The 25,574-nt window shown below is 68.4% G+C and carries 22 protein-coding genes and 3 pseudogenes; 14 read left to right on the top strand and 11 right to left on the bottom strand.

From position 1 onward, the window contains the following. Nucleotides 1-25: 25 nt before the first annotated feature. Together OHA03_RS37730 and OHA03_RS37725 are read right to left on the bottom strand one after the other, a co-directional pair. On the bottom strand, nucleotides 26-379 hold the full coding sequence (locus tag OHA03_RS37730) for a PadR family transcriptional regulator (protein ID WP_267008520.1): 354 nt from the start codon (nucleotides 377-379) through the stop codon (nucleotides 26-28). Nucleotides 380-894: 515 nt separating this feature from the next. Continuing rightward, nucleotides 895-2,133, bottom strand: a complete 1,239-nt coding sequence (locus tag OHA03_RS37725; protein WP_267008519.1) for an MFS transporter — start codon at nucleotides 2,131-2,133, stop codon at nucleotides 895-897. Nucleotides 2,134-2,543: 410 nt separating this feature from the next. On the opposite strand from OHA03_RS37725, the gene OHA03_RS37720 reads away from it, so the two are divergent. The 7 genes and pseudogenes from OHA03_RS37720 (at nucleotide 2,544) to OHA03_RS37690 (ending at nucleotide 9,304) form a co-directional block, all read left to right on the top strand. Then, the gene (locus OHA03_RS37720; RefSeq protein WP_267008518.1) at nucleotides 2,544-3,101 is read left to right on the top strand and encodes a TetR/AcrR family transcriptional regulator; all 558 of its coding nucleotides are present in this window, start codon (nucleotides 2,544-2,546) and stop codon (nucleotides 3,099-3,101) included. A gap of 371 nt (nucleotides 3,102-3,472) precedes the next feature. Further along, nucleotides 3,473-3,928 (top strand): MarR family winged helix-turn-helix transcriptional regulator, encoded by a 456-nt coding sequence (locus OHA03_RS37715; RefSeq protein WP_267008517.1) that lies wholly within the window; start codon nucleotides 3,473-3,475, stop codon nucleotides 3,926-3,928. A gap of 158 nt (nucleotides 3,929-4,086) precedes the next feature. Continuing rightward, nucleotides 4,087-4,593, top strand: coding sequence for a Dps family protein (locus OHA03_RS37710; protein ID WP_267008516.1), 507 nt, complete (start codon nucleotides 4,087-4,089; stop codon nucleotides 4,591-4,593). Nucleotides 4,594-4,720: 127 nt separating this feature from the next. Beyond that, nucleotides 4,721-5,527 (top strand): annotated as a pseudogene (locus tag OHA03_RS37705) (beta-mannosidase); the annotation flags it as partial. 128 nt (nucleotides 5,528-5,655) lie between these two features. Then, nucleotides 5,656-7,989, top strand: a pseudogene (locus OHA03_RS37700) (glycoside hydrolase family 3 N-terminal domain-containing protein). Between the two features lie 204 nt (nucleotides 7,990-8,193). After that, nucleotides 8,194-8,418, top strand: coding sequence for a hypothetical protein (locus OHA03_RS37695; RefSeq protein ID WP_267008515.1), 225 nt, complete (start codon nucleotides 8,194-8,196; stop codon nucleotides 8,416-8,418). 124 nt (nucleotides 8,419-8,542) lie between these two features. Beyond that, nucleotides 8,543-9,304, top strand: coding sequence for a hypothetical protein (locus tag OHA03_RS37690; RefSeq protein WP_267008514.1), 762 nt, complete (start codon nucleotides 8,543-8,545; stop codon nucleotides 9,302-9,304). 93 nt (nucleotides 9,305-9,397) lie between these two features. On the opposite strand, the gene OHA03_RS37685 is transcribed toward OHA03_RS37690, so the two are convergent. Continuing rightward, on the bottom strand, nucleotides 9,398-9,922 hold the full coding sequence (locus OHA03_RS37685; RefSeq protein WP_267009610.1) for a DinB family protein: 525 nt from the start codon (nucleotides 9,920-9,922) through the stop codon (nucleotides 9,398-9,400). A gap of 194 nt (nucleotides 9,923-10,116) precedes the next feature. Here OHA03_RS37685 and OHA03_RS37680 point away from each other — a divergent pair, with 194 nt between their 5' ends. Continuing rightward, the gene (locus OHA03_RS37680; RefSeq protein ID WP_267008513.1) at nucleotides 10,117-10,857 is read left to right on the top strand and encodes a DUF4230 domain-containing protein; all 741 of its coding nucleotides are present in this window, start codon (nucleotides 10,117-10,119) and stop codon (nucleotides 10,855-10,857) included. 84 nt (nucleotides 10,858-10,941) lie between these two features. Continuing rightward, nucleotides 10,942-11,052, top strand: a pseudogene (locus tag OHA03_RS37675) (IS5/IS1182 family transposase); the annotation flags it as partial. Nucleotides 11,053-11,067: 15 nt separating this feature from the next. Here the strand turns inward: OHA03_RS37675 and OHA03_RS37670 are convergent. Further along, nucleotides 11,068-11,439: a VOC family protein gene (locus OHA03_RS37670; protein ID WP_267008512.1), complete on the bottom strand. Its 372-nt coding sequence runs from the start codon at nucleotides 11,437-11,439 to the stop codon at nucleotides 11,068-11,070. A gap of 104 nt (nucleotides 11,440-11,543) precedes the next feature. Here OHA03_RS37670 and OHA03_RS37665 point away from each other — a divergent pair, with 104 nt between their 5' ends. Continuing rightward, complete coding sequence (locus OHA03_RS37665; RefSeq protein ID WP_267008511.1) at nucleotides 11,544-12,809, top strand: IS701 family transposase; 1,266 nt, start codon at nucleotides 11,544-11,546, stop codon at nucleotides 12,807-12,809. 111 nt (nucleotides 12,810-12,920) lie between these two features. On the opposite strand, the gene OHA03_RS37660 is transcribed toward OHA03_RS37665, so the two are convergent. Continuing rightward, nucleotides 12,921-14,507, bottom strand: coding sequence for an ABC transporter substrate-binding protein (locus OHA03_RS37660; RefSeq protein WP_267008510.1), 1,587 nt, complete (start codon nucleotides 14,505-14,507; stop codon nucleotides 12,921-12,923). An 828-nt stretch (nucleotides 14,508-15,335) separates the two neighbouring features. Between OHA03_RS37660 and OHA03_RS37655 the strand changes: the two genes are divergently transcribed. Then, nucleotides 15,336-15,635: a hypothetical protein gene (locus tag OHA03_RS37655; RefSeq protein WP_267008509.1), complete on the top strand. Its 300-nt coding sequence runs from the start codon at nucleotides 15,336-15,338 to the stop codon at nucleotides 15,633-15,635. Between the two features lie 150 nt (nucleotides 15,636-15,785). Here the strand turns inward: OHA03_RS37655 and OHA03_RS37650 are convergent, their stop codons facing one another. Together OHA03_RS37650 and OHA03_RS37645 are read right to left on the bottom strand one after the other, a co-directional pair. Then, entirely contained in the window at nucleotides 15,786-17,252 is a 1,467-nt protein-coding gene (locus OHA03_RS37650; RefSeq protein ID WP_267008508.1) for an FG-GAP-like repeat-containing protein, read from the bottom strand. A gap of 464 nt (nucleotides 17,253-17,716) precedes the next feature. Next, nucleotides 17,717-17,863 carry a hypothetical protein gene (locus OHA03_RS37645; protein ID WP_267008507.1) on the bottom strand — a complete coding sequence of 49 codons (147 nt, stop codon included), beginning with the start codon at nucleotides 17,861-17,863 and terminating at the stop codon, nucleotides 17,717-17,719. Between the two features lie 251 nt (nucleotides 17,864-18,114). Between OHA03_RS37645 and OHA03_RS37640 the strand changes: the two genes are divergently transcribed. Beyond that, entirely contained in the window at nucleotides 18,115-18,555 is a 441-nt protein-coding gene (locus OHA03_RS37640) for a hypothetical protein (RefSeq protein WP_267008506.1), read from the top strand. 393 nt (nucleotides 18,556-18,948) lie between these two features. After that, the gene (locus tag OHA03_RS37635) at nucleotides 18,949-20,451 is read left to right on the top strand and encodes an FG-GAP repeat protein (protein WP_267008505.1); all 1,503 of its coding nucleotides are present in this window, start codon (nucleotides 18,949-18,951) and stop codon (nucleotides 20,449-20,451) included. 136 nt (nucleotides 20,452-20,587) lie between these two features. Here OHA03_RS37635 and OHA03_RS37630 read toward each other — a convergent pair whose 3' ends face one another. The 4 genes from OHA03_RS37630 to OHA03_RS37615 form a co-directional block, all read right to left on the bottom strand. Continuing rightward, on the bottom strand, nucleotides 20,588-21,214 hold the full coding sequence (locus tag OHA03_RS37630) for a DUF4328 domain-containing protein (protein WP_267008504.1): 627 nt from the start codon (nucleotides 21,212-21,214) through the stop codon (nucleotides 20,588-20,590). 212 nt (nucleotides 21,215-21,426) lie between these two features. Further along, nucleotides 21,427-21,843 (bottom strand): hypothetical protein, encoded by a 417-nt coding sequence (locus OHA03_RS37625; protein WP_267008503.1) that lies wholly within the window; start codon nucleotides 21,841-21,843, stop codon nucleotides 21,427-21,429. Nucleotides 21,844-22,158: 315 nt separating this feature from the next. Then, nucleotides 22,159-22,989, bottom strand: a complete 831-nt coding sequence (gene nadE, locus OHA03_RS37620) for an ammonia-dependent NAD(+) synthetase (protein WP_323181356.1) — start codon at nucleotides 22,987-22,989, stop codon at nucleotides 22,159-22,161. Nucleotides 22,990-23,127: 138 nt separating this feature from the next. After that, on the bottom strand, nucleotides 23,128-23,907 hold the full coding sequence (locus tag OHA03_RS37615) for an SDR family NAD(P)-dependent oxidoreductase (protein WP_267008502.1): 780 nt from the start codon (nucleotides 23,905-23,907) through the stop codon (nucleotides 23,128-23,130). A 136-nt stretch (nucleotides 23,908-24,043) separates the two neighbouring features. Between OHA03_RS37615 and OHA03_RS37610 the strand changes: the two genes are divergently transcribed. After that, nucleotides 24,044-25,435: an IS1380 family transposase gene (locus OHA03_RS37610; RefSeq protein ID WP_266999817.1), complete on the top strand. Its 1,392-nt coding sequence runs from the start codon at nucleotides 24,044-24,046 to the stop codon at nucleotides 25,433-25,435. Nucleotides 25,436-25,574 lie beyond the last annotated feature (139 nt).

The following is a 25,574-nucleotide window of genomic DNA, read 5'->3' as shown; positions in this document are numbered from 1 at the left end:
TAAAGGCAGTGGGGAGTTCGGTCGTTTAATCGGTGATGAAGCGGTCCACGGCGTCGCGGAAGTGTGGCCAGATCTCAGTGAACTCCGTCAGCGCCGCCTCTCCCTGAGGGGTCAGCATGTAGTAGCGGCGCGGCGGCCCACTCGGGGACTCCTGCCAGGTGGTATCCACCAAGCCGTCACGGCGCAACCGGGCCAGCAAGGGATAGATCGTCCCCTGGCTGGTGGTCATCACGTTCACCGTGCCAAGCACCTCCAGCAGCTCTACGCCGTAGCGAGCGCCACTGCGCAGAAGTCCCAGGACGCAGTACTCCAGCACCCCTTTTCGGAGCTGACTTTCCGCCTTCCCTGAGCCGCCCTTACTTGCCACATCAGGTACCATGCAATACATGGTAAGTGGGACGACCATGTACGTCCAGTCCTGCCCGCAACCGCCCCAGGCCGGGTATCGATACCCGTGCAGCTACTCCATCGGACAATTCGTTGGTGGATGGGGCGTCGCACGACGACGTTCGCGCTGCCGCGATCCGGACGCCTTACCGCCCCGGGGAGGCTGGGACCAGGTTGCGGACTGTCGGCAAACAACGGCACCGTCTATCGACACTCCGGCCCGTGATCACGAACCCGCAGGTGAGCACTGGGCGTGGGGCACCGGTCCTGCCTCCGATGGCGGCAGACCGGGAGACAGAACTGCCAAGGCCGCCTGCGAAGTCGAGCCGGGGAAACCAGACTTCCGATACTGGGAACGGACCGCCTCGACCAGGGGGATTGACGGAGGCGGCCGTGCTGCATCCGCCTCCTTGCACGTGCGTGCGCAGATGACGGCAGCCCACATCAAGAACGACGAAGCGGCCGGCTGCGATAGCTGTGCCGGGTCACCCGGCCGTCCGCCCGTGCCTACCGAACGGCGTCGGCGGCCACGGCCGTACCGCCGGCCATGTGGCGGACTCGGACGGCGTGCCAGGCGAGAGCGATTCCCGAGAGCAGCACGAAGCCCAGTCCGGTGGCCACCACACCGGCCCACCCGTACGCGGTGAACATCACACCGGCGACAGCGGATCCGACGGCGCCTCCGGCGAACACCGCAAAGATGTAGACGGTGTTGAGGCTGGCCCTGATCGCGGACTGAGCGGCAAAGATACGTGCCTGGTTGGCGATCTGACCGCTAGTGGTTCCGTAGCCGAGGAGGTTGCAGCCGACAGCAAGGCCGAGCAGCGACTGGCCTGCAAACCCGAACAGGGCGAAGGCGAGCAGCACCGATGCGAGGGACAGGGCATTGACCTTCGGCGCGCCCCAACGGTCGGCGAGGCGCCCCGAGTAGCGGGCGGCCAGGGCCCCGGGCACGCTGAACAAGCCGAAGAGGCCGATCACCGCCGGCCCCAGCGCGATCGGGGCAGCCGTGAGGTGGAAGGCGAGTGAGGACCAGAAGGCGGAGAAGGCCGCGAAGACCGTCGCCCCCAGCGCGGCCGAAAGACGGAGGGGCGCATTCTCCGTGATGAGCTTGGGGAGCGAAGCCAGCAGACGGAGATAACTCTTTTGCGTTCCGGCCGGGGTGGGCGGGTCGGCCGGCATGAAGCGCGGGAGGACCAGGAGCAGGGCACCGGTGGCGACGGCGGCGACGGCGTATCCGGCCCGCCAGGTTCCGGCGGCCTCGGTGATGAGGCCGGCAGCTGTGCGCGAGAGTAGGGCTCCCATGGTCAAACCCGTCCCCACCGCTCCGAGGACACGACCGGCGTTGCCGGGAGTCGCCATGGAGACGACGGTCGGCATGATGACCTGCGGGAGCACTGTGGTCGCGGAGAGTATGAGGGTGACCACACTCAGCAGAGCGACCGAGGGTGCGGCGGCCCCCGCGAGGAGTGCAGCGGCGGTGATCACCAGCAGAACGGTGGACAGTCGGCGAAGCCGTACGGCGTCGGCGAGCGGCACGATGGCGATGATGCCCAGCGCGTAGCCGATCTGCCCTGTCGTGGCCACCAGCCCGGCAGTTGAGGCCGACGCGTGAAAGCCCCGGGCAATCTCGTCGAGGAGTGGCTGGGTGAAGTAGATGTTGGAAACGGTGATCGCAGTCGCCGTGGCGAAGACGGGGATGGTTCCCCGCTTCACGTCCGGGCGGGTGGTGGCTTCGCAGGTCATGGGTTCCTCATGTGCGTGATTCACGGGCGTGACAGGCGAAGACGCGGTCGCACGCAGGGGGACCGCGTCAACAGCCCGTCGGGAAGTGCCGTGTCGCGACGTTCAGCTCATGGTCGGATCCGGCGCTGGCGGCGACGTCGCCTGGCAGCCTCGCAGGGCAGAGTCCTGCTCCTGCGGCTAGGCAGAGGCGGTCCGCCGTCAGACGAACTCGGATTCGACGAGTTCGCCGGTGGCCGGGTCGAGTGCCTTCATGGATGTTTACCATCATCCACATGCAAGATTACGCTCGTCATCCTGAAGGTCAAACGCAAGTCACTACAAGACGCCCATACGGGGCACAGGTGCATGATGGCCATCATCCAGTCGCGCGGCGATCCCACCACGCCGCCCCACGGAAGGCAGGGACGGACATGGGCCACTCACAGGCAGAGAAAGCGGCAACCCGCGCACGGGTCCTGCGACTGGCGTCACGCAAGGTCCGCACCGAAGGCGTCACCCGCCCCGGCGTCGCAGACCTCATGAACGAGGCGGGACTGACACACGGCGGCTTCTACAAACGCTTCGCCTCACGCGACGACCTGATCGCACAGGCTTCGGCCGTGGCCCTGGCCGAAGGCACAGCGAAAATGGAACGCGCCACACGCAAGAACGACCAGAACGCACGCGCCGGCCTCATCGACGCCTACCTCGCTAAACAGCACCGGGACACACCCGCCACCGGCTGCGCACTCGTCACCCTCGGAGCCTCCGCCGGACGCGGCGACCAACACTTCAAAGACGCCTACGAAAAGCAGGTACGCACCTACCTGGAACTCATCGCAGGCCTCAACGACGACACCGAGAACACCCGAGCCGAAGCAATGCTCACCCTCAGCGCCCTCGTCGGCGCCGTACTCATCTCCCGAGCCGTCAACGACAAGAACCTCTCCGACGAACTCCTACAGACCGTCGCCGAACAACTGAGGTGATGCTCGAGACGAAGATCTCGACCCGGGCGCCCGCTTCCCAGCGAGGGAACGCGACGACAGCTACGGCACCTCGCCGCATTGTCGGAACGCCCGAATACGCCCCGTACGAGGACGCCCCTCCGCCTTGCGATGCACCGCATCCGACGCCGCGCGCTGATCCACCAGGGATTACGGGACAGCCCTTAGGGAATACGTCTGAGTTTGCGACACAATTACAAGGCTGGTCGCTTATCGCATCTGCTGCGCAACTCGCACCTGCATTCCCACTGGTTACTCCGATCCCGACCGCTCTTCTCCATGGTCGGAGTGCGAAACGTAAATCAATGAACGGCCGTCGCCTGCGGCCGGGCTGAGCCACTTACACTGTGACCATGGCAGACGTGGCGAATATCAATCCTCTCAACCGTGATGAGGAGGCTTTCCTTCGGGCTCTGGGCAGAGTAATGACACTCCTGCCGCGCATCGTTGACGCGGACATGCTCGAGGAGCATCCGATTTCCGGTACCGAGTACATGGTCCTGGTGCACCTCTCCGAGGCGCCGCACAGTCAGATGCGGATGAGCGAGCTCGCCAACGTGTGCGGGCTGTCGCTGAGCGGCATGACTCGAGTAGTGAACCGGCTGGAGTCGCAGTCGCTGGTCATACGTGAGAAGTCGCCGGACGACGGACGGGCATGGCTCGCCGTCCTCACCAGTGCCGGAGAGAAGCAGCTGAAGCAGGCGTGGCCCACCAACCTCGCGAGCGTGCGACGCCACGTCTTCTCGCGCCTGGACGGCTGCGACATCGCCGCGGCTGTGGAGGTGCTGGAGCGCATAGCGCCACGGTGACGCCAGGTCGCCGGTCGAGGTAACGCCGACGCCACTGAACGGCCAGGCGGCCGAACAGCGGTGGCGGCGCGGAGGGACGTTCGTAGGCTTGTTGGTGTCAGTCAACGGGCCTCTCGTTCGGGGGGCCCAGTCCCTTGTGCTCTCGAAGGAGAGACGCCATGACCGTATCCTCCGCCCCTGGGGGCTCCCGGCGTTCAGAGACCGATTCCGCCGGCTTCACGGCGTCGCCGCAGCTTGCCCGAGCCCTGCAGCAGATCGTGGTGGACCTGGTGGAACTGCAACTCCAGGGGAAGCAGGCCCACTGGAACGTGGTCGGCCACAACTTCCGGGACCTCCACCTGCAACTGGATGAGATCGTCGACGACGCGCGGGAGGCCGCCGACACCATCGCCGAACGCATGCGGGCCCTCGCGACCTTTCCGGACGGCCGTTCCGACAGCGTGGCAGCGACCACCACCCTCCCCGCGTTCCCGGAGGGCGAGCAGAATGTGAGCACCGTCGTCGACCTCGTCACGGCACGCCTGCGCGCCACCGTCGATACGCTGCGCACCCTGCACGACCGGGTCGACAGCGAGGATCCCGCCACGGCCGACCTGCTGCACGCGATCATCGACTCGCTGGAAAAGCACGCCTGGATGGTCAGCGCGGAAAATCGATCCGTCTGACACCGCTTCCCTGGAGCTGCCCGGAGAAGGCCCCTGCGTGTTGCAGAAGGCTGTGATAGCCGGGCTCGGTTTCGAGTGTTCTGATCAGGCGCCCAGGGCAAGGTTGTGCATGTGTGCGACGACCCGGACCACCATCGCCCAGGGGTACGTGGCCGCGCGCGGCGCGGACCTGCCCGTGGCGTTCGCCCGGGAGGCGGACGGGCTGCCGGACGACGCCGCACTGTATCTGCTGCCCTCAACACGGCAGTTGACCACCCGCACCCGGCGGGCGCTGGAACGCCGGGCCCGCGAGGGAGCCACGGTCTATCTGTCGTTCTGCTCGGGTGAGCACCCGACGACACGCGGTCCGTGGTTCCACGACCTGGACGGTCTGTTCGGCGTGGAGCTCCAGCTCTCCTACGGTGTCGCGGAGCCGATCGAGGACGACGTCCTGGAGATGACGTTCACCGAGGACTTCGGCTCCATCGCCGCGGGCGAGACCCTGACGTTCCCGGTCGCCGGCAACGAGGACAGCCGTGCCTACCTGTCGGTGGTCCCGACCGGTGCACGGGTCGTCGCCACCGACGCGCACGGCCGCCCGGCGCTGCTGTGTCACGAGACGGGCGAGGGCCGTACGGTCCTGGCCACCTACCCGCTGGAGCACATGGCTGCCCGTACGGCCCGCGCCAACCCGGAGCAGACACACCGGCTGTACGCGGCGCTCGCCGAACTCGCCGGGGCAGCACGGCCGGTGACGGTCGACACGCCGTACGTCGCCGCCGACACCCTGGTCCGCGAGGACGGCACCCGCTACGTGTGGCTGGTGAGCCAGTCGGGCGAGGAGCTGACCGTCCGCCCGTCGGCGGACGGGGAACTGCGCGAGCTGACCGGCGGCGAGCCGGTGAGGGACGTGCTCATCGCCCCGTACGGGGTGCGCGTCCTCGAACTGCGCTGACCGGCCGGGGCGCTTTTCGTTCCGGCCGGGCCCGGGCACGCGAGCCCGGACCCCGAACGGGAACCCCTCCGTGCCAATTGCCGTACCGCACACCCTCCCTGTCCTGCCCCGTGAAAGTGAGCCACCCGATGTCCGAGCCGCTCTTCCGTGATCCCACGGCGCCCGTCGCCGACCGGGTGCGCGACCTGCTGGCGCGGATGACGCTCACCGAGAAGGTGGGCCAGGTCAACCAACGGATGTACGGGTGGGACGCGTACGAACGCACTTCCTCGGGCCACGAGCTGACCGAGGCGTTCCGGACGGAGGTGCCCGCCCACGACGGGATGGGCGCACTGTACGGGTTGCAGCGCGCCGACCTCTGGTCGGGTGTGACGGCGGAAACGGGCATCGGCGCGGCGGACGGCGCGCGGGTCTCCGACGCCGTCCAGCGGTATGTAGTGGAAAACACTCGGCTCGGAATCCCCGTCCTGCTGGTCGAGGAGATGCCGCACAGTCTCCAGGCGCTGGACGGCACCCTGCTGCCCGTCAACCAGGCGGTCGGTGCCACCTGGAACCCGGAGCTGTACGAGGAGGCCGCCGCCCTCGCCGCCGCGCAGCTCCGGTCACGCGGCGGCCATGTGGCGCTGGTGTCCGCGCTCGACCTGGTGCGGGATCCGCGCTGGGGCCGCGCGGAGGAGTGCTTCGGCGAGGATCCGTACCTGGCGGCGCGGTTCACCGAAGCCCTGGTGCGCGGCGTCCAGGGGCCCCCGGGGAATCGCTTCGGGCCGGACCGGGCTGCTGTCGTACTCAAACATTTCGCCGGGCAGGGAGCCACGGTCGGCGGCCGCAACAGCGCGGCCACCGAGCTCGGCGCCCGCGAGCTCCACGAGATCCATCTGGAGGCCGCTCTGGCGGGGATCCACGCCGGGGCGGCAGGTGTCATGGCGGCGTACAACGAATTCGACGGCATTCCCTGTGCGGCCAACCGGGAGCTGCTGACCGGGATCCTGCGCGAACGGTGGGGGTTCACCGGCCTCGTGATGGCCGACGGGCTCGCGCTCGACCGCCTGGTCCGGCTGGCCGGGGACCCGGTGGCGGCCGGCGCTGGGGGCGGGGACCGACCTGAGTCTTTGGGACGACTGCTTCCCCCGGCTGGAACAGGCCGTGCGGCGTGGCCTGGTCGACGAAAGCACCCTCGACACCGCGGTCGGACGGGTCCTCGCGCTGAAGTTCCGGCCCGGCCTCTTCGAGCACCCGTACACCGGGGAGCGCGCGCCGACTCCGGGGCCGGAATTGCTGAGCGAGCGCATCCCCCGGGAATCCGTCACGCTCCTCGCACACGGCGGCGTGACGCTCCCGCTCGAGAGTCGCGTCCGCCGGATCGCGGTCATCGGCCCGAACGCCGACTCCGTACCCCAGCAGATCGGCGACTACACCGCGCCCCAGCGGCCCGGCACGGGCTCAGCGTCCTCGACGGCCTCATGGCCGCCGCTCCGGACGGCACGGAGGTCGCGCACTCCCGGGGCAGCGATCTCGTCGGCGGCGATCTGTCGGCCGTCCCCGGGGCGGTCGCTCTCGCCGCCGGCGTCGATGTCGCGGTGGTGGTGCTCGGCGGTTCGAGCGCGCGGGCGTCCGGGACGCGATTCGACGCCAACGGAGCCGCGGTCGTCGCCTCCGGCAATCCCGTGGAGATGACCTGCGGGGAAGGTGTGGACCTCGCTGAACTCGGGCTTCCCGTAGGACAGTCGGCTCTGCCCGCCGCGGTCGCCGCGACGGGAACCCCCGTCGTCATGGTGCTGGTCCAGGGACGTCCGCACGCACTGCCGGATCTCGCCGACCGGGCCGGGGCGGTGCTGAGCGCCTGGTACCCCGGCCCGCGGGGCGGGCGCGCGGTGGCCGACGTGCTGTTCGGCGCGGCGGAACCCGTGGGCCGGCTGCCCGTCTCGGTGCCCCGGTCGGCGGCCCAGCTGCCCGTCTTCTACAACGGGAAGGACCACGGCTACCGCGGCTATGTCGACCAGCCCGCCACCGCACGCCACGCGTTCGGCCACGGCCTGGCCTACACGTCGGTCGAGTACGGCGCACCCCGGCTGTCCCGCGCGTGCGTCGCGGTGGCGGAGTTCGATGCGGACGCGCCGCGCGGAGTCGCGGAGCCACTCCTGTGCACGGTGGAGGTGCACAACACAGGCGACCGGTCCGTGCGCGAGACGGTGCAGCTCTACGTGCGCCGGCTGCTCGGCGGGACGTCGTGGCCGCGTGTGCGGGAACTGCGCGGTTTCGCCCGCATCGAGCTGCTGCCCGGCGAGCAGGCCGAGGTCTCCTTCCCGGTGGGGGCGCGGACCCTGGCATCGGTCACCCGCGCGTGGGAGCGTGCGATGGAGCCGGGAGAGTTCGCGATCGAGACGGGCCCGTCCTCGGATCGGACCCGTGGCGCCCGGCTCACCGTGACCGCCCCGACGAGCGGCAGGGAGACGAAGAACTGAGCCCGGACGCTCAATTCCGCCCCCCTTCCCCGGAAGGGGGGCGGAATTGCGCCCGATCGCGGTCAGTCACTGACAGTTGCTCAGACCGGGCGGCAGAAGCAGCTAACCAGATCACCCGGTTCCGAACAAAACGCCGATCGGCCAGACGGGTGTACGGCCCGTAAGTGCGGTGCAGCGACGGGTATTTGGAGACACCCTGAAGCCATGGTGACACCCCGCTGGACCATTCAGCCCCCCACACCTTCCGGAGGCAGACTTGTGACGATGCACGTCAACGGTTGCGAACGGCGGTTGGGGACCGCACACAGCGATCACGACCTTGTCGTGCTTCTGTCCGCCGCCGGACTGGCTGACCCGGAGCGGGTTCTCGACGATCCCAGCGTGATCGAATGGCAGGGCGCCCGCGCACACGTGTACCAGGCAGGCTGACCGACAGCGCGCGGCAGACGGCCCCTGCCCGGCCTGTCATGGGGATGCTGTCACCGGGGCCGCCCCGGTAGGTTGGGGATCTTCGGGCAGCACAATCTCCCGGAGTCCTCGAAGGCGAAACGCCATGATGAACCTCGACCGGCCCCGCGCACGACTTCGTCTCGACGCAGCGCTGGACGGCCTGGCCTCCACTTTCCGCGGGATGATCGCCCGCCCCGACGAGCACAACTGTGAGTGCCACTGGGGCAGCGCTGAAGACCTCGCGCAGCTCAAGGTGGCGGACACGGAGCTGGACCCCGACCTCCTGCAGCGCACATGGCAGGCCATCGACTGGAGCGATCACTCATCCGTACTGCGCCGGATCCTGCCCCAGTTCGCCACGGCCCTCGCCAGCGGTCTCATCGAGTCCCACTTCCGCATGGAGGAGGCCGGGCGATCCTTCGCTCGCGGCCATTGGCAGCAGTGGCCTCCGGAGCAAGCTGCGGCAGTCAATGAATTCCTGCAGGCATGGTGGGTGCACACGCTCACCGATCCGGATCCCGGCGTACCCGCGTACGAGGTCCTCGTACTGTGCGCTGAAGCATCGAGCACCCTGAGCCCGTGGCTCCGCACCTGGGAAGTACTGGCTGACGCCGTGGCCGACCAACACCTGGCCGAAGCGGTGGGACATTGGGGGGACGACCTGCTCGATGACCGACTTCCCTGGCACGCGTCGGAGGACGAGGAAGAGATACGCGTCGAGCTGACTGGCTGGCTTGTCCACCATGCACCGGCCCGGCTCCCTGGCCTGGGCGTATCCGAGGAACTGCTGCACCGGGTGCGGCTGCTGGGGGTCACCGGTCTTGATCGCTGGGAGGACCCGCATTGGCACGGCCACCGCTACTGATACACCGGATCACTCGGACATCAGCGGCAGAGCCGGTCAACATGAGTCCGGGGTATCGACGGACTCCGGACGGCCGGCGGGAATGCCTCGCCGTCACACGCCCATCGCGCCATCGATGCGCTCACGGAGCAGATCGGCGTGTCCGTTGTGCCGGGCGTATTCCTCGACCATGTGGATGAGCACCCAGCGCAGCGACACCACCCCGCGCCACTCGTCCTCGCCCACAATGTCCAGGTGGGGCGCGTCGGTGACGAAGGCGTCGGCGAACGCCACCTCGGCGCGCCATGCCTCCCAGGCCTTGGCCGCAATGGCGGGATCGGACACCGCGCCGTCGAAGTCGCCGTCGGGCTCGGCCGACGAGGAGAAACGCGGTGGTGCGTCCTGGCCGGCGAGGACCTGACGGAACCATCGACGTTCCACGTCGGCCAGATGGCGGACGAGGCCGAGCAGCGAGAGGGTGGAGGGCTCGACGGAGCGCCGCGACAGTTCCGCGTCCAGACCGGCGCACTTCAGTTCCAGCGTCGCACGCTGAGCCATGAGGAATCCGACGAGCATGCCGCGTTCTTCGCCGGTCGAGGGAGCACCGAGCCGGGGGTCGTCGTCGGGTCCGACGAACATGGCAGCTCTTCTCTGTGGGCTGGTCGTACTCATGCTGTCTCTCCTTCAAGGCCTGTGGGCACTGCCCGAGTGATCAGCGGCCCGAACCAGGACAGTTGAGCCGTCGGCACCGGCGTCTGCCTCGGGATACAGGATCTGACTGATTGTGTCCGGTCATCCTGATTGGAAGGTGGCGATCGGGTCACACGGATGCCATGACGTCCACTGACGCAAGGAAGGCCGGCAAGCAACGCGGGAGTTCCGAACGCCTCGATGTGTCCGGGAAGTCGGGAGAGCGTGAACCCCGCCCCAGCCGCCCCCGGTGGTGGGTGAAAGTGGTCGTGCTCGGCGCGGCCGCGCTCGCTCTGCTGCTCGTGGGCACCCGCCTCAGCGTGCTTCCCGGCATCGATGACCTCTTCGGCGAAAAGACACAGGACCGCTCGGGACCAGCCGTGCTGAAGTCGATTCAGGACATGAGCTCGTACGAGGCGGCCTCCGGCAACTTCCAGGTCGTGGTGGATCTGGAGAAGGACGCGAAGTTCCTGCCGGATGCCATCCGCGGCACCCGCACCCTGTATGTCGGTGCCGGCACCGTCGGTGCGTCCGTCGACCTCGGGAAGGTGGCGAGTGACGGTGTGGTGATCAACAAGGAGCGCACCACGGCCGAGATCCGGCTGCCGCATGCAGTACTGGGCAAGCCGGCACTCGACCCGGACCGCTCCTACGCCGTCTCCAAGCAACGCGGGTTCCTCGATCGAATCGGTGACTTCTTCTCGGACAACCCCAGCAGTGAGCAGGCGGTCAACAAGCTCGCCGCCCGGCACATCGGCGAGGCCGCCAAGGACAGCGGCCTGACCGGCCGCGCCGAGAAGAACACCACGAACATGCTCAAGGGCCTGCTCGGCTCGCTGGGGTTCGACCGGGTCACCGTGCACTACGGACCGGCATCCCAGTAGTTCAGCGGCATCGCACCCACGTTGCGTCCGGTGCGGTCGGGCCCGCCGAGAACGCAACGAGCTCCGAGCCGCCGCCGGCCGTGCCGCCGGTGCCTGCGGCATCGGGGCATCCGGCACACGACCCCGGAGAAGACCGACAGCCGGGCCGTCCGCCTGCGCAATGGTTCACGCGGCGGACGGCCCCCCGCCTTCGACGACGATCGTCACGTCCTAGCCGATGAGGGTCTCCTTCGGGCGGACTACGCAGAACTCGTTCCCCTCCGGATCGGCCAGCACGGTCCACGACTCGCTGCCGCTCTGCCCGACGTCCGCTCTGCGGGCGCCGAGTGCGAGGATGCGCTCGATCTCGGCCTCCCGGTCCTCCGCGGCGGACGTCAGATCGAGGTGCAGACGGTTCTTGACCAGCTTACGGTCCGTAACAGGCATGAAGCAGATGCCCACCGGCGCGGTCTCGTCCGGCCCGATCACGACCTCCCGCTCCCGCTCGGACAGGATCCGCCAACCCAGCACCTCAGCCCAGAACCGGGCCAGAGAGGGCAGGTCGTGGGCGTCGATGACAATGTGATGCAGCGAGACAGGCATGTCGGCCAGTGTGCCCGGCGATCGCCGGGCAGACCCTAGTAGTGCTTGGTCAGGTCGGCTGCGGTGGTGCGTGTCCTTCTGGCCCGGTGCGGCGTTGGGAGTGTGTGACTCCGGACGAGATTGCTGTGGTGCGTGGTGAGTTGGAGGCGTTCGCGGCGGAGGTGTTCGAGCCGTTCGCGCGGAAGGATCAGCGTCGGTGGGGGCAGGTCTACCTGCGGGGGCTGCTGACCGACGGGCGGCGCAAGTCGGTCGAGCCGATGGCGGCCCGGCTGGGTGAGGACGGGAATCGGCAGGCGCTGGCCAATTTCGTGACCACCAGTCCCTGGGATCCGGCGCATGTGCGGGCCAGGGTGGCCTGGAGAATGGAAGCGGCGATCCGGCCGTCCGCGCTTATTTTCGACGACACGGGGTTCCTGAAGGACGGGACCGCTTCGGCGTGTGTGTCGCGGCAGTACACCGGCACGGCGGGCAAAGTCACCAATTGCCAGGTCGGCGTCTCGCTGCACCTTGCCTCGGATCATGCTTCGGCGGCGGTCAACTGGCGGCTGTTCCTGCCCGAGACATGGGACCCCCACTCGCCAAAGGCCGATCCGGACAAGGCCGCCCGGCGTGCCGTCTGCCAGATCCCCGAGGATGTCGGGCACGTGGAGAAGTGGCAGCTGGCTCTGGACATGCTCGATGAGACCCGCTCGTGGGGCATCGAGGTGCCGCTGGTCATCGCTGATGCCGGATACGGCGACGCCGCCGCGTTCCGGCACGGGGTGCAGGCCCGCGACCTGAACTACGTGGTGGGAATCTCCAGCACGCTGTCGGCCCAGCCCGGCGACGCGGTGCCGGTGGCCGAGCCGTACTCCGGGACCGGACGCCCGCCGGTGGCCAAGTATCCCGACAAGCCGCGGTCGGTCAAGGAGTTGGTCATCGCGGCGGGGCGGAAGGCCGCACGAGGGGTGCAGTGGCGGGAAGGCTCCCGGCCCGGCACCGGCCGCTCCGGCTTCAAGCGCATCTACTCCCGCTTCGTGGCCTTGCGCATCCGGCCCGCCGGACGTGAGGTCCGGCAGGCCACCGACGGCCCGGAGCTGCCGGAGTGCTGGCTGCTGGCCGAATGGCCCGCCGGCGAGCCCGAGCCGGTGCAGTTCTGGCTGTCCGACCTGCCCTCCGGCATGCCTGTGACCACGCTGGTCCGGCTCGCCAAGCTCCGCTGGCGCATCGAGCACGACTACCGGGAGATGAAACAGGCCCTGGGCCTGGCCCATTTCGAGGGCCGAACCTGGGGCGGCTGGCACCACCACGTCACCCTTGTCTCTGTCGCGCACGCCTTCTGCACCCTGCAACGACTGGCCCAAGCCCCAAAAGACGCGGCGCCGGCCTGAGCCTCTACCAAGTCGTCCGCGAACTCCAGACCCTGCTCGCAGTCTGGACCGGCGCCTGCCCCACCTGCCACCGCGACATACCCACCCCTATATCGACCTGACCAAGCACTACTAGTACTTGCTGATCTCCCAGAAGCGGAAGACGGTCGAGGCGTCCAGGGTCCACTCCAGGCCGGAGATGTTGTCGTGCGCCACCGCGTACTGCTTGCCCTGCCACAGCGGCAGGATCGGCAGGTCCCGGGCCACGTCGTCCTGGAGCTCGCCGAAGTCCTTCTCGGTGGAACCCCGCTCGGCCTGGGCGGCGGTGTCGGGGATGATCCGGCGAGTGATGTCATCGTTCACGTAGCGGTTCTGCAGGACGTTGTCCTTGCCGAAGAACGGCTGGGTGAAGTTGTCCGGGTCGGGGTAGTCCGGGACCCAGCCCTTTACGTAGACGCCGAGCTCGCCGGCCGCGATCCGCTTCTCGTACTGGTCGATGGGCAGGGACTTGACCTCCGCGTCGAACAGTCCGCTCGCATTGAGCTGCTTGGCGATCGCCCGGAACGCGTCATCGGTGGCGGGGCCGTAGCGGCTCGGTGTGGACCACAGCGTGAGCTTCACCTTGTCGGTGATGCCCGCGGTACGCAGTGCCTCTTCGGCCTTGGCCGGCTGCGGGCTGCCGCCGTACATGTCGAAGTACGCGGTGTTGTGGGCCGTGATGCCGGCGGGGACGATCGAGTACAGCGGGGTGGCCGTGGAGTGATAGACCTCGCTGACGAGAGCGTCACGATTCACCAGGTACGCGATGGCCTTGCGTACGGGGAGCTGTCCGACCACCGGATCCTTCATGTTGAAGACCAGGTGCTGCACCTCGGCGCTGGTGCCTTCGACGACGTCGATGCCCTTGTCGGCCGCGGCGGCGGAATCCTCCAGTTGGGAGATGTCCCGCGCGGTCAGACCGCGGTAGGCGACATCGATGTCTCCCTTCTGCAACGCGGACGCCAGCTTCTTCTGGTCGCCCCGGAAGAAGTCGAGGGTGACGCCCGAATTCTTCACCCGTGCTGTGCCCTGGTAGTCGGAGTTGACCGTGAAGACGGCCTTCGACTTGTCGAGGGACTTGAGCTTGTAGGGCCCCGACCCGACGGCCTTGCCGTCCTTGCGCAGGCTGTTCGCCGGGTACTCGCTGTGGTCCACGATGGAACCGGCGCCCGAGGCGATCTTGCTGGGGAAGGTGGCGTCAGGAACCTTGAGCTGGAAGACGACCGTTCGCGCGTCCGGAGTGGTGATCTTCGCGATCGTGGAGAGCAGCGGCGCGGGGCCGGCGGGGTCATCGATCCTGATCGCCCGCTCGAAGGAGTACTTGACGTCCTCGGAGGTGAGGCTGTGGCCGTTGCTGAAGGTCAGACCGCCACGGAGCGTACACCGGTAAGTCCTGTTGCCGTCCTCGAACGAGCAGGACTTAGCCGCTTCCGGCTGGGGGGTCGTAGTCCCTCGGGGAAAGCTGAGCAGGGACTGGAAGACGTTGTTGAACAGCAGCCAGGACCCCGGGTCGTAGCCCGAGGCCGGGTCCGCGGCCAGGACGTCGTCCGACATGCCCACCACGATCGAGTTGCCGGGCTCGGCTGCGCCTCCTTCGGTCTGAAGGCTGCAGCTGCTCAGCAGGGCCGCCGCGAGACCGGCCCCGACAGGAGCGCTTGTCCACCGCTTGCGTATGTTCACAGAACTGCCTCGTGTTTTCTGTCGGCCGCGCGGGGTGTCCCACGCGGCCGGGATTGATCAGGAACCATCGGTTGCGGACCTGGTGGGTCCGTTCGGGGATGGTGCAGCCGCTGCCCCACCGCCTGAGCCAGGTCCGGATGGACCGGGAGCTGTAGCCATTGCCGCCCAAGACACGGTCAGGCCGGACCCGTGGCCGTCCGGGGCATCCGAATCTCCTCCATCACAGCGGTGCACCGGGGCAGTCGTTGCTGTTCCCAGCCTCCGTCCGCGGTCCCCCTCCGGACGCGGGGCGGCTCCGCGCATCCGGACCGGGGAAGCGAGCGTTTTCACCCTGATCATAATGGCGGGCGGCAGCTCCTCTTTGCGCCCCCAGCAGTTGGTGGTGTACGAAGAGGGTTTTTGTCCACGTGCTCCGTCAGTCCGTCGTGACCGCCGGTAGCGATCGCCGGAACGCTCCGAGAACACGAAGCGTCCGGGAGGTTGCAGGACACGGTGTGGGACGACGGCACATCGACCCAAAGTCCCTGATATCGCCACATTTCAAGGACAGTTGGGGTCTCCTGGCGGGACTGCGGCTAGGTTTCTCCGGCTGGGGCACCTGTGTGCTGCTGAAGTCGCCGGCTGCACCTGCCGGAGCTGATCGATGAGGCCGCGGACGACGGGCATCAGGAGTTCCGGCCGCTCGTAGACATCAGTCCTCAGGAACGGCGGAAGGTGATCACACTGCCGCCGAGCGCCAAGGTCACCGGCGCCGGCCGGGGACAGCGGTGCGTCGCACAGATCTGAGACAGTTCACCGTTCGCTTACTCGTCAGCAGGAGGAGGCACCGTGGAATGGGTTGTTGGATCCGGGATGATCCTGGGCGTTCTGGCGATCGTCCTGGGAACTGCGTCGATACGCACAGGGTGGACGTTGCCGTGGGCGCGCCGCCGAGTCACCCAACCGCGGATCTACGGCCTCGGGGCACTGTTGGTGGGCACGAACTGCGTGGTGCAGGGCTTGTTCTACTTCCGAATAGCACCGAGCCCGCCCTGGGAGATCCGCTTCTTCAGCACGACCGCGCTGACTCTCTGCGGACTGATCCTCATGGGAGTGGGGCAGATGCTGCCGTTGCGCCGTAGAAGCTGACCGGGCTCTGCGGGGTCGACCTTGCTGCGGCAGGCGGCCGTGGTCGGTCACACACCGGAGGTGCCGTCATTTCCCAGCGATGTCGGTCTGGGTTCGAGACGGTCACTCATCAGATCGTTGAGCCTGGGGGATCTTCCGTTCAGGTGCCCATCAGATATTCGGCCCGTTGTCGTTCGAGAGGTCCATGCCGAAGCGGGCGCCGGGCACCGGGGCGCTCAGGTCGACCGGGTTGAAGGCGAACGCTCCCGTGGCGGTCAGGCCCGAGGAGGCGCCTCGCAGGGACCACACCGCGCCGCCGTCCGCGACTGTGCCGAGGTCCTCGCCGGGGGCGCCGGCCGCGAGGTCCGCCTTCCCGTTGCCGTTGATGTCCAGCAGCCGGACCGCGCCGCCGAAGTGGTCGCCGGCCTCCGCGACGCCGGGGACGCCCGACGTGTTCTGGTGGAACGCCTGCGCGCCGGTGCCGCCCAGGCCGCCCGAGCCGCCCTTCAGCAGCACCACCGAGCCTGCGGCCCTGGTCGTGCCGATGGCCTCGAAGGGAACACCCACGGCGAGGTCGGCGTAACCGTCGCCGTTGACGTCGCCGGTGTTGAGTCGCGCGCCGAACTGGTCGCCCTTCTCACTGACTCCGGGCACGCCGGTGGTGCTCTGCGTGATGGTCTTCGTCCGGGTGGTGCTCGGGCCGGACGCCGAGCCGTAGTAGATCTTGACGCTGCCGGCGTCGTAGGGGAGATCCTCCGTGATGCCGTTCGGGATCACCCTGGTGGCGAGGTCTGCCTTGCCGTCCTTGTCGAAATCGCCGACCGCGGTGGCGGCGGCGGAGGGCAGCGGGGTGGAGTTCGCCGACAGACCGTGCGCGGTGCCCAGCCACAGCTTGCCGCCTTCGGCGTGCTCCTCGTAAGCGTAGAAGGTGCACAGGTCGTCGATGCCATCGCCGTTGAAGTCGCCCGCCGCGGTGCTGATGATGGAGTTGTCCGTGCTGAACATGGTCACCTGCTGCTCGCGGGCAGGCGCCCCGGCGCGGGTGAACGGCCCGTACATCACGCTGCGCAGGTCGTAGTTGTCGCTGTGCGACATCATCAGATCCGTCTTGCCGTCGCCGTCGAAATCGCCGGCGGTGAGGTTCGCGCCGACAGTGGCGTCGGCGGGCGCCGGGATACGCACCGAGCCCTGGCCCGTGACGCCGCCACTGCGACCCCAGAGGACGATGACGGAGCCGGAGTTGTTCGTGGCCGCGAGCGCCTCGTTGGTCACCAGGGCGAGGTCAGTGAGGCCGTCACCGTCGAGGTCGCGGGCGAACATCCGGTAGCCGAAGCCGTGGTCGTCACCAGAAGTGCCTGGCACGCCCGGGGTGTCCTGGGTGATGATCGTGGTGTGCGCGGTGCCGAGGCCCTGCGCGGAGCCGTAACTGATGGCGATGTAGCCCGCCCAGGAGTGGCCGTTGATGGTGGCGGCGGGGGCGGAGACCGCCAGGTCCTGGTAGCCGTCGCCGTTGAAGTCCTCGCGTGCGGTGGCAGCGGCCGGGCCCGCCGTGGTAGTCGCGGGCGCCGCGGCGGCCGTACCACCCGAAAGCGCCGTGGCCGCGCAGACGGCGGCTGCAACCATGGTGCGAATACCCACAATTCCTCCATGAATCGGGTACGGAGAGCCAAGGTGGCGCTAGGCGTGAGGGCTCGACTGTGAGACACGCGTGGCGCGTGGATGGTTGCCCGATTAACAGGAAGTGAATGCGGCTGTCGGGGCCGGGGGCGAGGCTGAGCGATGCTTCCGCAGGTCGCAGCCCAGTCGCTGCGCCCATGCTCAGACCTCCGAAGCCCCGCCGAAACCTGAGGCCAACAGCCCGAACCGGGCTGCAGACGTCTACGTCAGCGCCGTCACCGATGCACTGACCAACCCGAGAATCACCCGCGGGGCGACTTCACCTCGGAGGATCTCGTCATCCTTCTCATCGCGACGCTGGTGTCATTGCCGCCACGGGGGACGCCTGGCGCCGCCTGGCCGGCCAGATGCTCCGGGCGTACGCCGCCCCGGGCACCCACGTCCCGCCGCCGCCCCGGGCACTCGCACCCAGCGCCCTCTGCTCGTCACGAATTCTCGGTGAAGCGGACCGACCAGGCGTAGCCACTCAAGCTGTCGTACGGGACCCGCCGGACTTCCCTGACCTGGCAACCGTCATGGGCATACTTGCGGGCGAACCGGTCAAGGCGCTGCGCGTCGGTGAGATCCTCCATGGACAGCGGTGCTCCGACGACGAGGTCTTCATGAAGAACTGGGTCGGTCGCGGCATCGTCCGAGCAGGCCGAGCAAAGATGCGTTTTGGGTAGGGGCATAGGAACAGTGTCCTCCAACTTGGATGCCCTTACCTACAGAGCGCGAATGGCCACGCCACAAAGCGCCTGGGTGCACCTGGCGAGGCGGCTTGTCAGTGGCTGTTGCTAGCTTCCGCTGCACTGTCGGAAGTGGATGCAGAGGCGGGGCTGTCGTGGGTGCGTCGGGGTGGGAGTACTACGTTCCCTATCAGGAGGATCTCGGAGCGGCGTTGGATGCCCTGAGGCAGGAAGTCTTCGAGGCGCAGGACTACTACTGGGATCCCTGGGACGAAGACGACGCTGACGAGGCCAGGGCCCGACCGTCAACGATTCACCAGCTGTGGGAAGACGAACAGGTTCAGGAAGAGGGGACGCACTCGATCCTGGACATGCACAGGATCTTGCGGCCAGGTGAGGATCCTGACTACGGCACCGTGCAGCCCGTTCACCCCGTCGAGGCCTACCGGACGGCCGGGACCGACCGCCTTACGCGGGCACACGTGCAGGCCATGGCACAGCTTGCCCATCGACGTTGGTTCGGCAGATGTGCGGTCCTGCACGACGCCCATGGCAGGCCGGAGGAAATCTACTTCTGGGGCTTCTCCGGCGACTGAAAGGGACTGCGAGCCGGCGCTCGAGAAACCACCTCGCTCGACGGCCCGACCGTATGAGGTGGCCTTTCACCTCCGTGACGAACTGGGACCGCCCTGCATCGAACGACCGTCCGGCGCGGCGTACAACCCTGGATGAACCTCGGATGTCTTCTAGGTGAGTGCAATACGGGCATTGCCCTCACCGCACTACCCCACGGGGAGGCCGCACATGATCCCACGCCGTTCTGCGGCGGGCGCGGCGGCGTTGCCTGGCACTCCCGGGCACCTGCACCGGTCTGCCCTTCGGCGTCTCGCCGGGGAACCGGCCATGCGCCTCCGCCGACGACGCCCACGCACAATCCACCGCGGCTGAGCAGGACGCCGTAGGCAACCCAGGAGACCAAGGAGGTTCTTGTGCGTCACATCAAAAGCGCGGCCCTTACGGCCGCGGCACTCCTCACCCTCGGTGGCGGCGCCGTGTTCGCGGCCCCCGCCGCAGAGGCCGCAGTGCCCTTTCCGTCCATCGGCTGGCAGCAGCGCAATTGCGACTACGACGGCAACGGTTTCGACGACGTGCTGGTCGGCGCCCCGGGCGCCACGGTGAGCGGCGCCAAGGGCGCCGGCTACGTCACTGTGCAGTACAGCTCGTCGAGCGGTCTCAGCACCACCAAGAAGAGCGTCCTCCACCAGAACACCTCGGGCGTCCCGGGCGGTGCCGAGACCGGCGACGGCTTCGGGAAGGCCGTGGCCTCCGGCGACCTGGACAACGACGGCTACGACGACGCGATCGTCGGTATCCCCGGCGAGGACCTGGCCGGGCTGTCCGACTCCGGCGGCGCCATCGTCTTCTGGGGCTCGCCGACCGGGCTGCACGGGGCCGACAGCACCTGGCTGGAGAACCCCGACCAGCTGCGGGCCGGCGCGAACTTCGGGCGGGCGATCGAAGCGGCCCGGTACTTCGCCCCGGACCCGGCGCATCCGGACGCCAACCTGCGGGACAGCGTTGCCGTCCTGGAGAACGACGCGCTGCTGTTCTTCACCGCCCCGCCCGGCGCGACGACGCAGCAGCTGAAGGTGTCGGACCGCGGCATGCGGGCGCGGGACTTCGCACCGCTGGACACCGACTTCGAGTTCCGCAACCTCAGCCACGGCAACTACAACGAGGACTCCTGGGCCGACCTGGCGATCTCCGGGGTCACCAAAGGTGACCAGCCGGGCATCGGCTCGGTGCAGGTGCTGCACGGCGCGCCGGACATCGCCGACCTCGGTGACGGCGGCACGTTCGGGGGCGGGCCGGCCATCGTCTCCGGCGACTGGGACGGCACCGGCCAGGACGACCTCATCATCGGCGACACGGGCGTGGGCTCGCCGCTGGGCGGCGGCATCTCCGTCTATCTGGGTAGGGGCGACCTGTCCGGCCTCGAACCGAAGGAGGTGCAGACGTGGACCCAGGACTCTCCCGGCGTTCCCGGCGTCGCTGAGGCGGGCGACCAGTGGGGCGCCGAGCTGTCGGCCGGCGACACCGACGGCGACGGCCACCCGGACCTCGCGATCGGCGCTCCCGGCGAGGACATCGGCACCGTGGCCGACGCGGGCGCGGTGTGGGTGATGCGCGGCGCGCCGTTCGGCCTCACCGACGTCGGTGTGAAGAGCTTCGACCAGAACCTCGCCGACATCCCCGGCGTGGCCGAGACCTCGGACCGCTGGGGTGGCCAGGTCCGGCTGATCGACGCCGACAAGGACGGCCGCTTCGGCCTGCTGGCGGCGGCACCGGGCGAGAACACCGGCGACGGCTTCGTATGGGTCATCCCCGCGTCGTCGTCGGGGCTGGTCGCCAAGGGCACGTGGACCTACGACGGGGCACGCCTCGGGGCGCAGGTGGCCGATGCACAGTTCGGAGTGGCGATCGACGAGTAGCGGAAAGGAGGGCTGGGGATTCACCGGGAATCAAAACTCACCAGTCCCGTACAACCCTGGGGTCAGGTCACACCGGTGGCCTTCCGGTCGCCGAACGAGGCGTTGTGCCCGTGACGAATCGGGCACAACGCCGGACTCAGCCGTCGAGACGCGCTCTCTGCATCGCGGCAAGCCGCCGCACCACACCGATACACAGCACTCCTGCGACGGTGTACAGCGCAGCCCCGGCGATCTCTGTTGCCAGTGGGCCCCGGGAGGGGGAGGGATAGGCGAGAAGCTGCGCCGCCACGAAGAGCAGCCACCACGACGTCAGCAGCACATCGGTGCGCCGCGGCCTGTCGGGCGGAGAGCTGGCGGCCCAGATGTCATTGATGATCCGCTTGGGCAGGAAGAAGCAGGCGACCGGCACCAGCCACCCGCCTGTGGTCCAGCCGCGTTTCATCCGGTGTCCGCGGGGCGCCAGCGCCTCGGCGTTCACCCGCATCTGCCACAGCCAGCGCAGGAAGACGAATCCGGTCACCAGGAAGGCGAGCAGCCTCATGCCAGTGAGGTTGCCGACCCATATCTCCCTCTGGAAGGCGGCGTACGAGCCGTCAGTCGCGCGATAAAGCCGCAGTTGAGCGATGAGCAATGCGGCATTCACCAGCACGCAGACCCCGAGCGCGGCGATGACCACGGTCGTCATCGCCCTCGGTACGAAGAGCGGCTCGCGCTCGGCCGATGGCGCGGGCGGGGATATGGCAATGGCGTCGTCGTGACTCACAGGGACGCAACCTAATGCCGCGCTCGGCATGCAGTCCAGCTGGGACTCCCCCCTGGTCACAGGCCGGGCTCTGCCGTACACACGGGGGTCGGAGTGACCGGCCGACGGGCGGCACTGTCCCGGCTGCCGGGTCGAACTCGCCCACCGGCCCAAGTCCCGCATCGCCCGGATGATGCGCCGCTACCGGGTGAGACGCAGTTGGTTCCCGCGGATCAGTGGGTTTCCCCGTATGCGGCCGCCATCAGGGCTCGCAGGAGGAGCCGGAACTCGGTGTCGTCGACAGCGTGGATGACGCGCTGCAGTTGGATGGGGGCGCGCCCCACGAGGGACGCGGCGAACTCCAGCACGGCCACTTCGCTGCTCGATGCCTTGCGTGCCGGGGGGCTGTCGGCGAGCAGGAGCAGTCCCACCGCGTTCCAGTCGATGGAAGGGTGCGGTCCGGCATGTTCGAGGATCGGTTGGCCGGCCGCGTCCGCGAGTTCCTGGTCCTCGAAGAATCGCCGGAGCCAGTAGCCGTCGTGGTGGGCACCGAGGAGGCGTGTCGCCGCCCTCATCTGTTCACTGCTCACGCCCTGCAGCAGGTCGTCGGCGAGCTCCTTGCCCGTGATGCCGCGGGTGGCCATGAGCATCGACCGTCTCCGTTCCCTCGGTGATCGAGGCCGGGTCGGCCCTTGCTCCACTGTGCCTGGCCGGGTCCTCCCGCCCCGCCGTACACGCCGAACGATCGCCCGTGGCGTGCTTTTTCCCTGCACACATTGCTATTCAGGACCCGGGCCGATGCGTTGCCGTCCGGGCATCAGCACGCACTTTCGGACGGCGTGCAGGCCGATGGGGTCAGCGTCGCAGAAACGTGCGAAGCGTTCCGTCGGAGCCGACAACCGCAGTTGTCTTTTATCTGACAAGTCCTAATCGGAGGCGTTTTATCCATACTGTCTTCGCGGCTGCTAGGGGGCGACGGGCAGTCGGCGCTTGTGGTCGGTGAGGCGATAGCGGCGGACGATCGTTTCGAAGGCCCGCTCGTCCACCGGCTTGCCTTCCAGGAAGTCGTCGATGTCGTCATAGGTGACCCCGAGCGCGTCCTCGTCGGCCTTGCCCGGGTCGAGAGTTTCCAGGTCGGCCGTCGGGGTCTTCCACACCAGCTCGGCGGGCGCGCCCAGCGCGTCCGCGACGGCGCGCACCCGGCGCTTGGTGAGGCCGGTCAGCGGGACCAGGTCGGCGGCGCCGTCGCCGAACTTGGTGAAGAAGCCGGAGACCGCCTCGGCGGCGTGGTCGGTGCCGACGACCAGGCCGTCGTGCGCGCCGGCCACCGCGTACTGGGCGATCATGCGCTGCCGGGCCTTGATGTTCCCGTGGACGAAGTCCTGGTGGTGGGCATCGCGGTAGCTCACACCGGCGGCCAGCGAGGCCTCGAGCGCGGCGTCGCTCGCGGGCTTGATGTCCACGGTCAGCACGTGGTCGGCCAGGATGAAGGAGAGCGCGAGCTGGGCGTCGTGCTCGTCGGCCTGGACCCCGTAGGGCAGCCGCATCGCGTAGAACCGCGCCTCGTGCCCGGCGGCCCGGGCACGCTCGACGGCGAGCTGGCACAGCCGGCCGGTGGTGGTGGAGTCGACGCCGCCGCTGATGCCGAGCACGAGGGAGCGCAGACCGGTGGAGGTCAGTCGCTCGGCGAGGAAGGCCACCCGGCGTTCGATCTCTCGCTCGGCCTCGAAAGTCTCGGCGACCTGGAGTTCCCGGGCGATCTCCTGCTGCAGGGCGATGGACGCCGGCTCGCTCACGTCTGCTCCTTGTTCCGTTCACGGTGCGCTGTCGCGCACACTTTACCGAGTAGGGCTTTGTTACGTGTCGGGGCCGGTTCGAGGGGTACGACGACGAGATCGAGACGGCCACCGCGTACTTGCGGGACCTGGCGGGGCTCAGTGAACGGAGAACCCGCCGTCGACGAAGATCGTCTGCCCGGTGACGTAACTGGAGGCGCGGCCGGCCAGGAACACCGCCGCTCCGGCGAAGTCCTCGGCCAGGCCGTTGCGCCCGACCATCGTGCGCGCGGCCAGCGCAGCCACCTTCTCCGGGTCGGACGACAACCGCGCATTGAGCGGGGTCATGACGAAGCCGGGCACCAGCGTGTTGCAGGTGACACCGTGTGGCGACCACGCCTCGGCCTGGGAGCGGGCCAGTGACTCCAGCGCCCCCTTGGAGACCCCGTAGGCGCCGCTCTGGACGAACGCCCGGTGCGCCTGCTGGGAGGTGATGTGGATGATGCGTCCGAAGCCCCGCTCCGCCATGCCGGGTCCGAACCGCCGGCCCAGCAAATAAGGCGCCTCCAGGTTCAACGCCATCGTGGCGTCCCACACCTCCTCACTCAGCTCGCTCATGGGCGGCCGCAGGTTGATCCCGGCGCTGTTGACGAGAATGTCGGGCTCGCCGAACACCTCGGCTGCCTGCTCCGCCGCCGCGCGCACCCCGTCGCGAGTGCTCAGGTCGGCCCTCACCCAGGCCGCCCGGCAGCCGTCCGCCGCCAGCTCGTCGACCGTGGCGGCCAGTTCGGACTCCTTGCGCGCCACGATCACCACGCTCGCCCCCGCTCGCGCGAGAGCCCCGGCGATGGCTCGACCGATGCCGGAACTGCCGCCCGTCACCACGGCGACCCGGCCGTCCAGCGAGAACAGCTCGGAGAGATAGCTTTGCGAGATCATGCCCGCACCCTAAGCCTTGATCCACCGATCTGATGGCTGTGGATGACTCTTCGGGAAACAAGGAAGTGCCTTGTGACCTGCGATGATGGGAGTTCTTGAGGCTTCCAGCACGCACGATCGGCAAGGCACTTCCGAGATGCAAGTTTCCCATACTCCAGCGGCGGTCTCCGCTGCGTTCGATGACCCGAATCTGGTCGCGCTTGCCGGGCTGGTTCCGGTGATGCGGCTGGCCGAACGGTGTGGGCTGTCGGGCCTGGTGACGCAGAAGGTGGAGCTGAGCGGGACGACGAACGGCGCGGGTGCGTCGGCGGGCGCCAAGGTCAGCAGCATCGTGGCCGGCATGGCGGCGGGCGCGGACAGCATCGACGACCTCCACGTGCTGCGGCACGGCGCGATGCCCGCCCTGTTCCGAGGGGTTCGTGCGCCGTCCACGCTGGGCACGTTCCTTCGCGCGTTCACCCACGGTCACGCACTCCAACTCCACGCTGTCCACCGCAGGTTCCTCGGTCAACTGGCCGCGCACACCCCGCTGCTTCCCGGCGCCGATCAGATGGTGTTCATTGATGTCGACTCCACCCACAAGCGGGTCTACGGCCGGGCCAAGCAGGGCGCCGAGTACGGCCGGTTCAAGGGCATCCGCACCCTGCACCCCCTGCTTGCCACGATCTGCACCCCCACCTCCCGGCCGGTGATCGCAACAGTACGGATGCGCCGCGGCAAGGCAGCCGATTCCCGTGGGGCCCCGAAATTCGTCAGTGAGGCGCTGGCCACCGCCGTCGAGGCGGGCTGCACCGGCACCCGGATCCTGCGAGCGGACTCGCAGTTCTACAACGCCGGGGTGATCGCCGCCTGCCGCCGGGCCGGAGCCCACTTCTCGATCACCTGCGGGATGAACCCCTCCATCAAACGGGCCATCCACACCCTCCCCGACCAGGCCTGGCAGCAGATCACGTACCCGACCGCGGTGCCCGATCCCGCAACCGGTGAACTCATCTCGGACGCCGAAGTCGCCGAGATCCCCGCCTACACCGCGTTCGCCAGCCGCACAAAAGCAGAGCGGGTCACCGCGCGGCTGATCGTGCGCCGGGTCCGCGACCTGGCCAAACCCGCCGTTGTGGGTGAGCAGGGCGAGTTGTTTCCCGTCTGGCGCTACCACCCGTTCTTCACCGACCAGCCCGCACAGACCCTCCAGGCCGAACGCGAACACCGTCACCACGCGGTCATCGAGCAGGTCATCGCCGACAGCAAAGCCTCTGCCCTGGCCCACCTGCCCTCCGCACACTTCCACGCCAACGCCGCATGGCTCACCCTGTGGGCGATGACCTACAACCTGCTGCGGGCCACCGGCGCACAGGCCTCCGCCTTCCACGCCAGGGCCACCACCGCCACGATCCGCACCCACCTGGTCCACGTTCCGGCCCGGATCGCCCGCTCCGGCCGCCGCATCACCCTGCACCTACCGCACAACTGGCCCTGGCAGCACGCCTGGACACACCTGTTCTCCACCGCCCACGGACCGGCCGGCTGATACGAACAGCCCCTGCCCGCCCCGCCCGCAAGGGCCCGACCGGAACCGAACCGTGGAAATGCTGGGCAGACCAGCGGACACAAGCTGCCCTCACCCGGCCACCCGACCCGAAGCCGATCAAAAGACCACTCTCAAACCA

The sequence above is a fragment of the Streptomyces sp. NBC_00154 genome (genome assembly GCF_026342835.1).
GTDB lineage: Bacteria > Actinomycetota > Actinomycetes > Streptomycetales > Streptomycetaceae > Streptomyces.
Note: the sequence above shows the minus strand (reverse complement) of the source record. Positions and strands in the feature narration are given on the sequence as shown.

Excerpts from the sequence above, each read along its gene's own strand:
- OHA03_RS37730 (WP_267008520.1), bottom strand. The coding sequence starts at position 379 with ATGGTACCTGATGTGGCAAGTAAGGGCGGCTCAGGGAAGGCGGAAAGT.
- OHA03_RS37725 (WP_267008519.1), bottom strand. The coding sequence starts at position 2,133 with ATGACCTGCGAAGCCACCACCCGCCCGGACGTGAAGCGGGGAACCATC.
- OHA03_RS37720 (WP_267008518.1), top strand. The coding sequence starts at position 2,544 with ATGGGCCACTCACAGGCAGAGAAAGCGGCAACCCGCGCACGGGTCCTG.
- OHA03_RS37715 (WP_267008517.1), top strand. The coding sequence starts at position 3,473 with ATGGCAGACGTGGCGAATATCAATCCTCTCAACCGTGATGAGGAGGCT.
- OHA03_RS37710 (WP_267008516.1), top strand. The coding sequence starts at position 4,087 with ATGACCGTATCCTCCGCCCCTGGGGGCTCCCGGCGTTCAGAGACCGAT.
- OHA03_RS37695 (WP_267008515.1), top strand. The coding sequence starts at position 8,194 with ATGGTGACACCCCGCTGGACCATTCAGCCCCCCACACCTTCCGGAGGC.
- OHA03_RS37690 (WP_267008514.1), top strand. The coding sequence starts at position 8,543 with ATGATGAACCTCGACCGGCCCCGCGCACGACTTCGTCTCGACGCAGCG.
- OHA03_RS37685 (WP_267009610.1), bottom strand. The coding sequence starts at position 9,922 with ATGTTCGTCGGACCCGACGACGACCCCCGGCTCGGTGCTCCCTCGACC.
- OHA03_RS37680 (WP_267008513.1), top strand. The coding sequence starts at position 10,117 with ATGACGTCCACTGACGCAAGGAAGGCCGGCAAGCAACGCGGGAGTTCC.
- OHA03_RS37670 (WP_267008512.1), bottom strand. The coding sequence starts at position 11,439 with ATGCCTGTCTCGCTGCATCACATTGTCATCGACGCCCACGACCTGCCC.
- OHA03_RS37645 (WP_267008507.1), bottom strand. The coding sequence starts at position 17,863 with ATGGAGGATCTCACCGACGCGCAGCGCCTTGACCGGTTCGCCCGCAAG.
- OHA03_RS37625 (WP_267008503.1), bottom strand. The coding sequence starts at position 21,843 with ATGCTCATGGCCACCCGCGGCATCACGGGCAAGGAGCTCGCCGACGAC.
- OHA03_RS37615 (WP_267008502.1), bottom strand. The coding sequence starts at position 23,907 with ATGATCTCGCAAAGCTATCTCTCCGAGCTGTTCTCGCTGGACGGCCGG.
- OHA03_RS37610 (WP_266999817.1), top strand. The coding sequence starts at position 24,044 with ATGCAAGTTTCCCATACTCCAGCGGCGGTCTCCGCTGCGTTCGATGAC.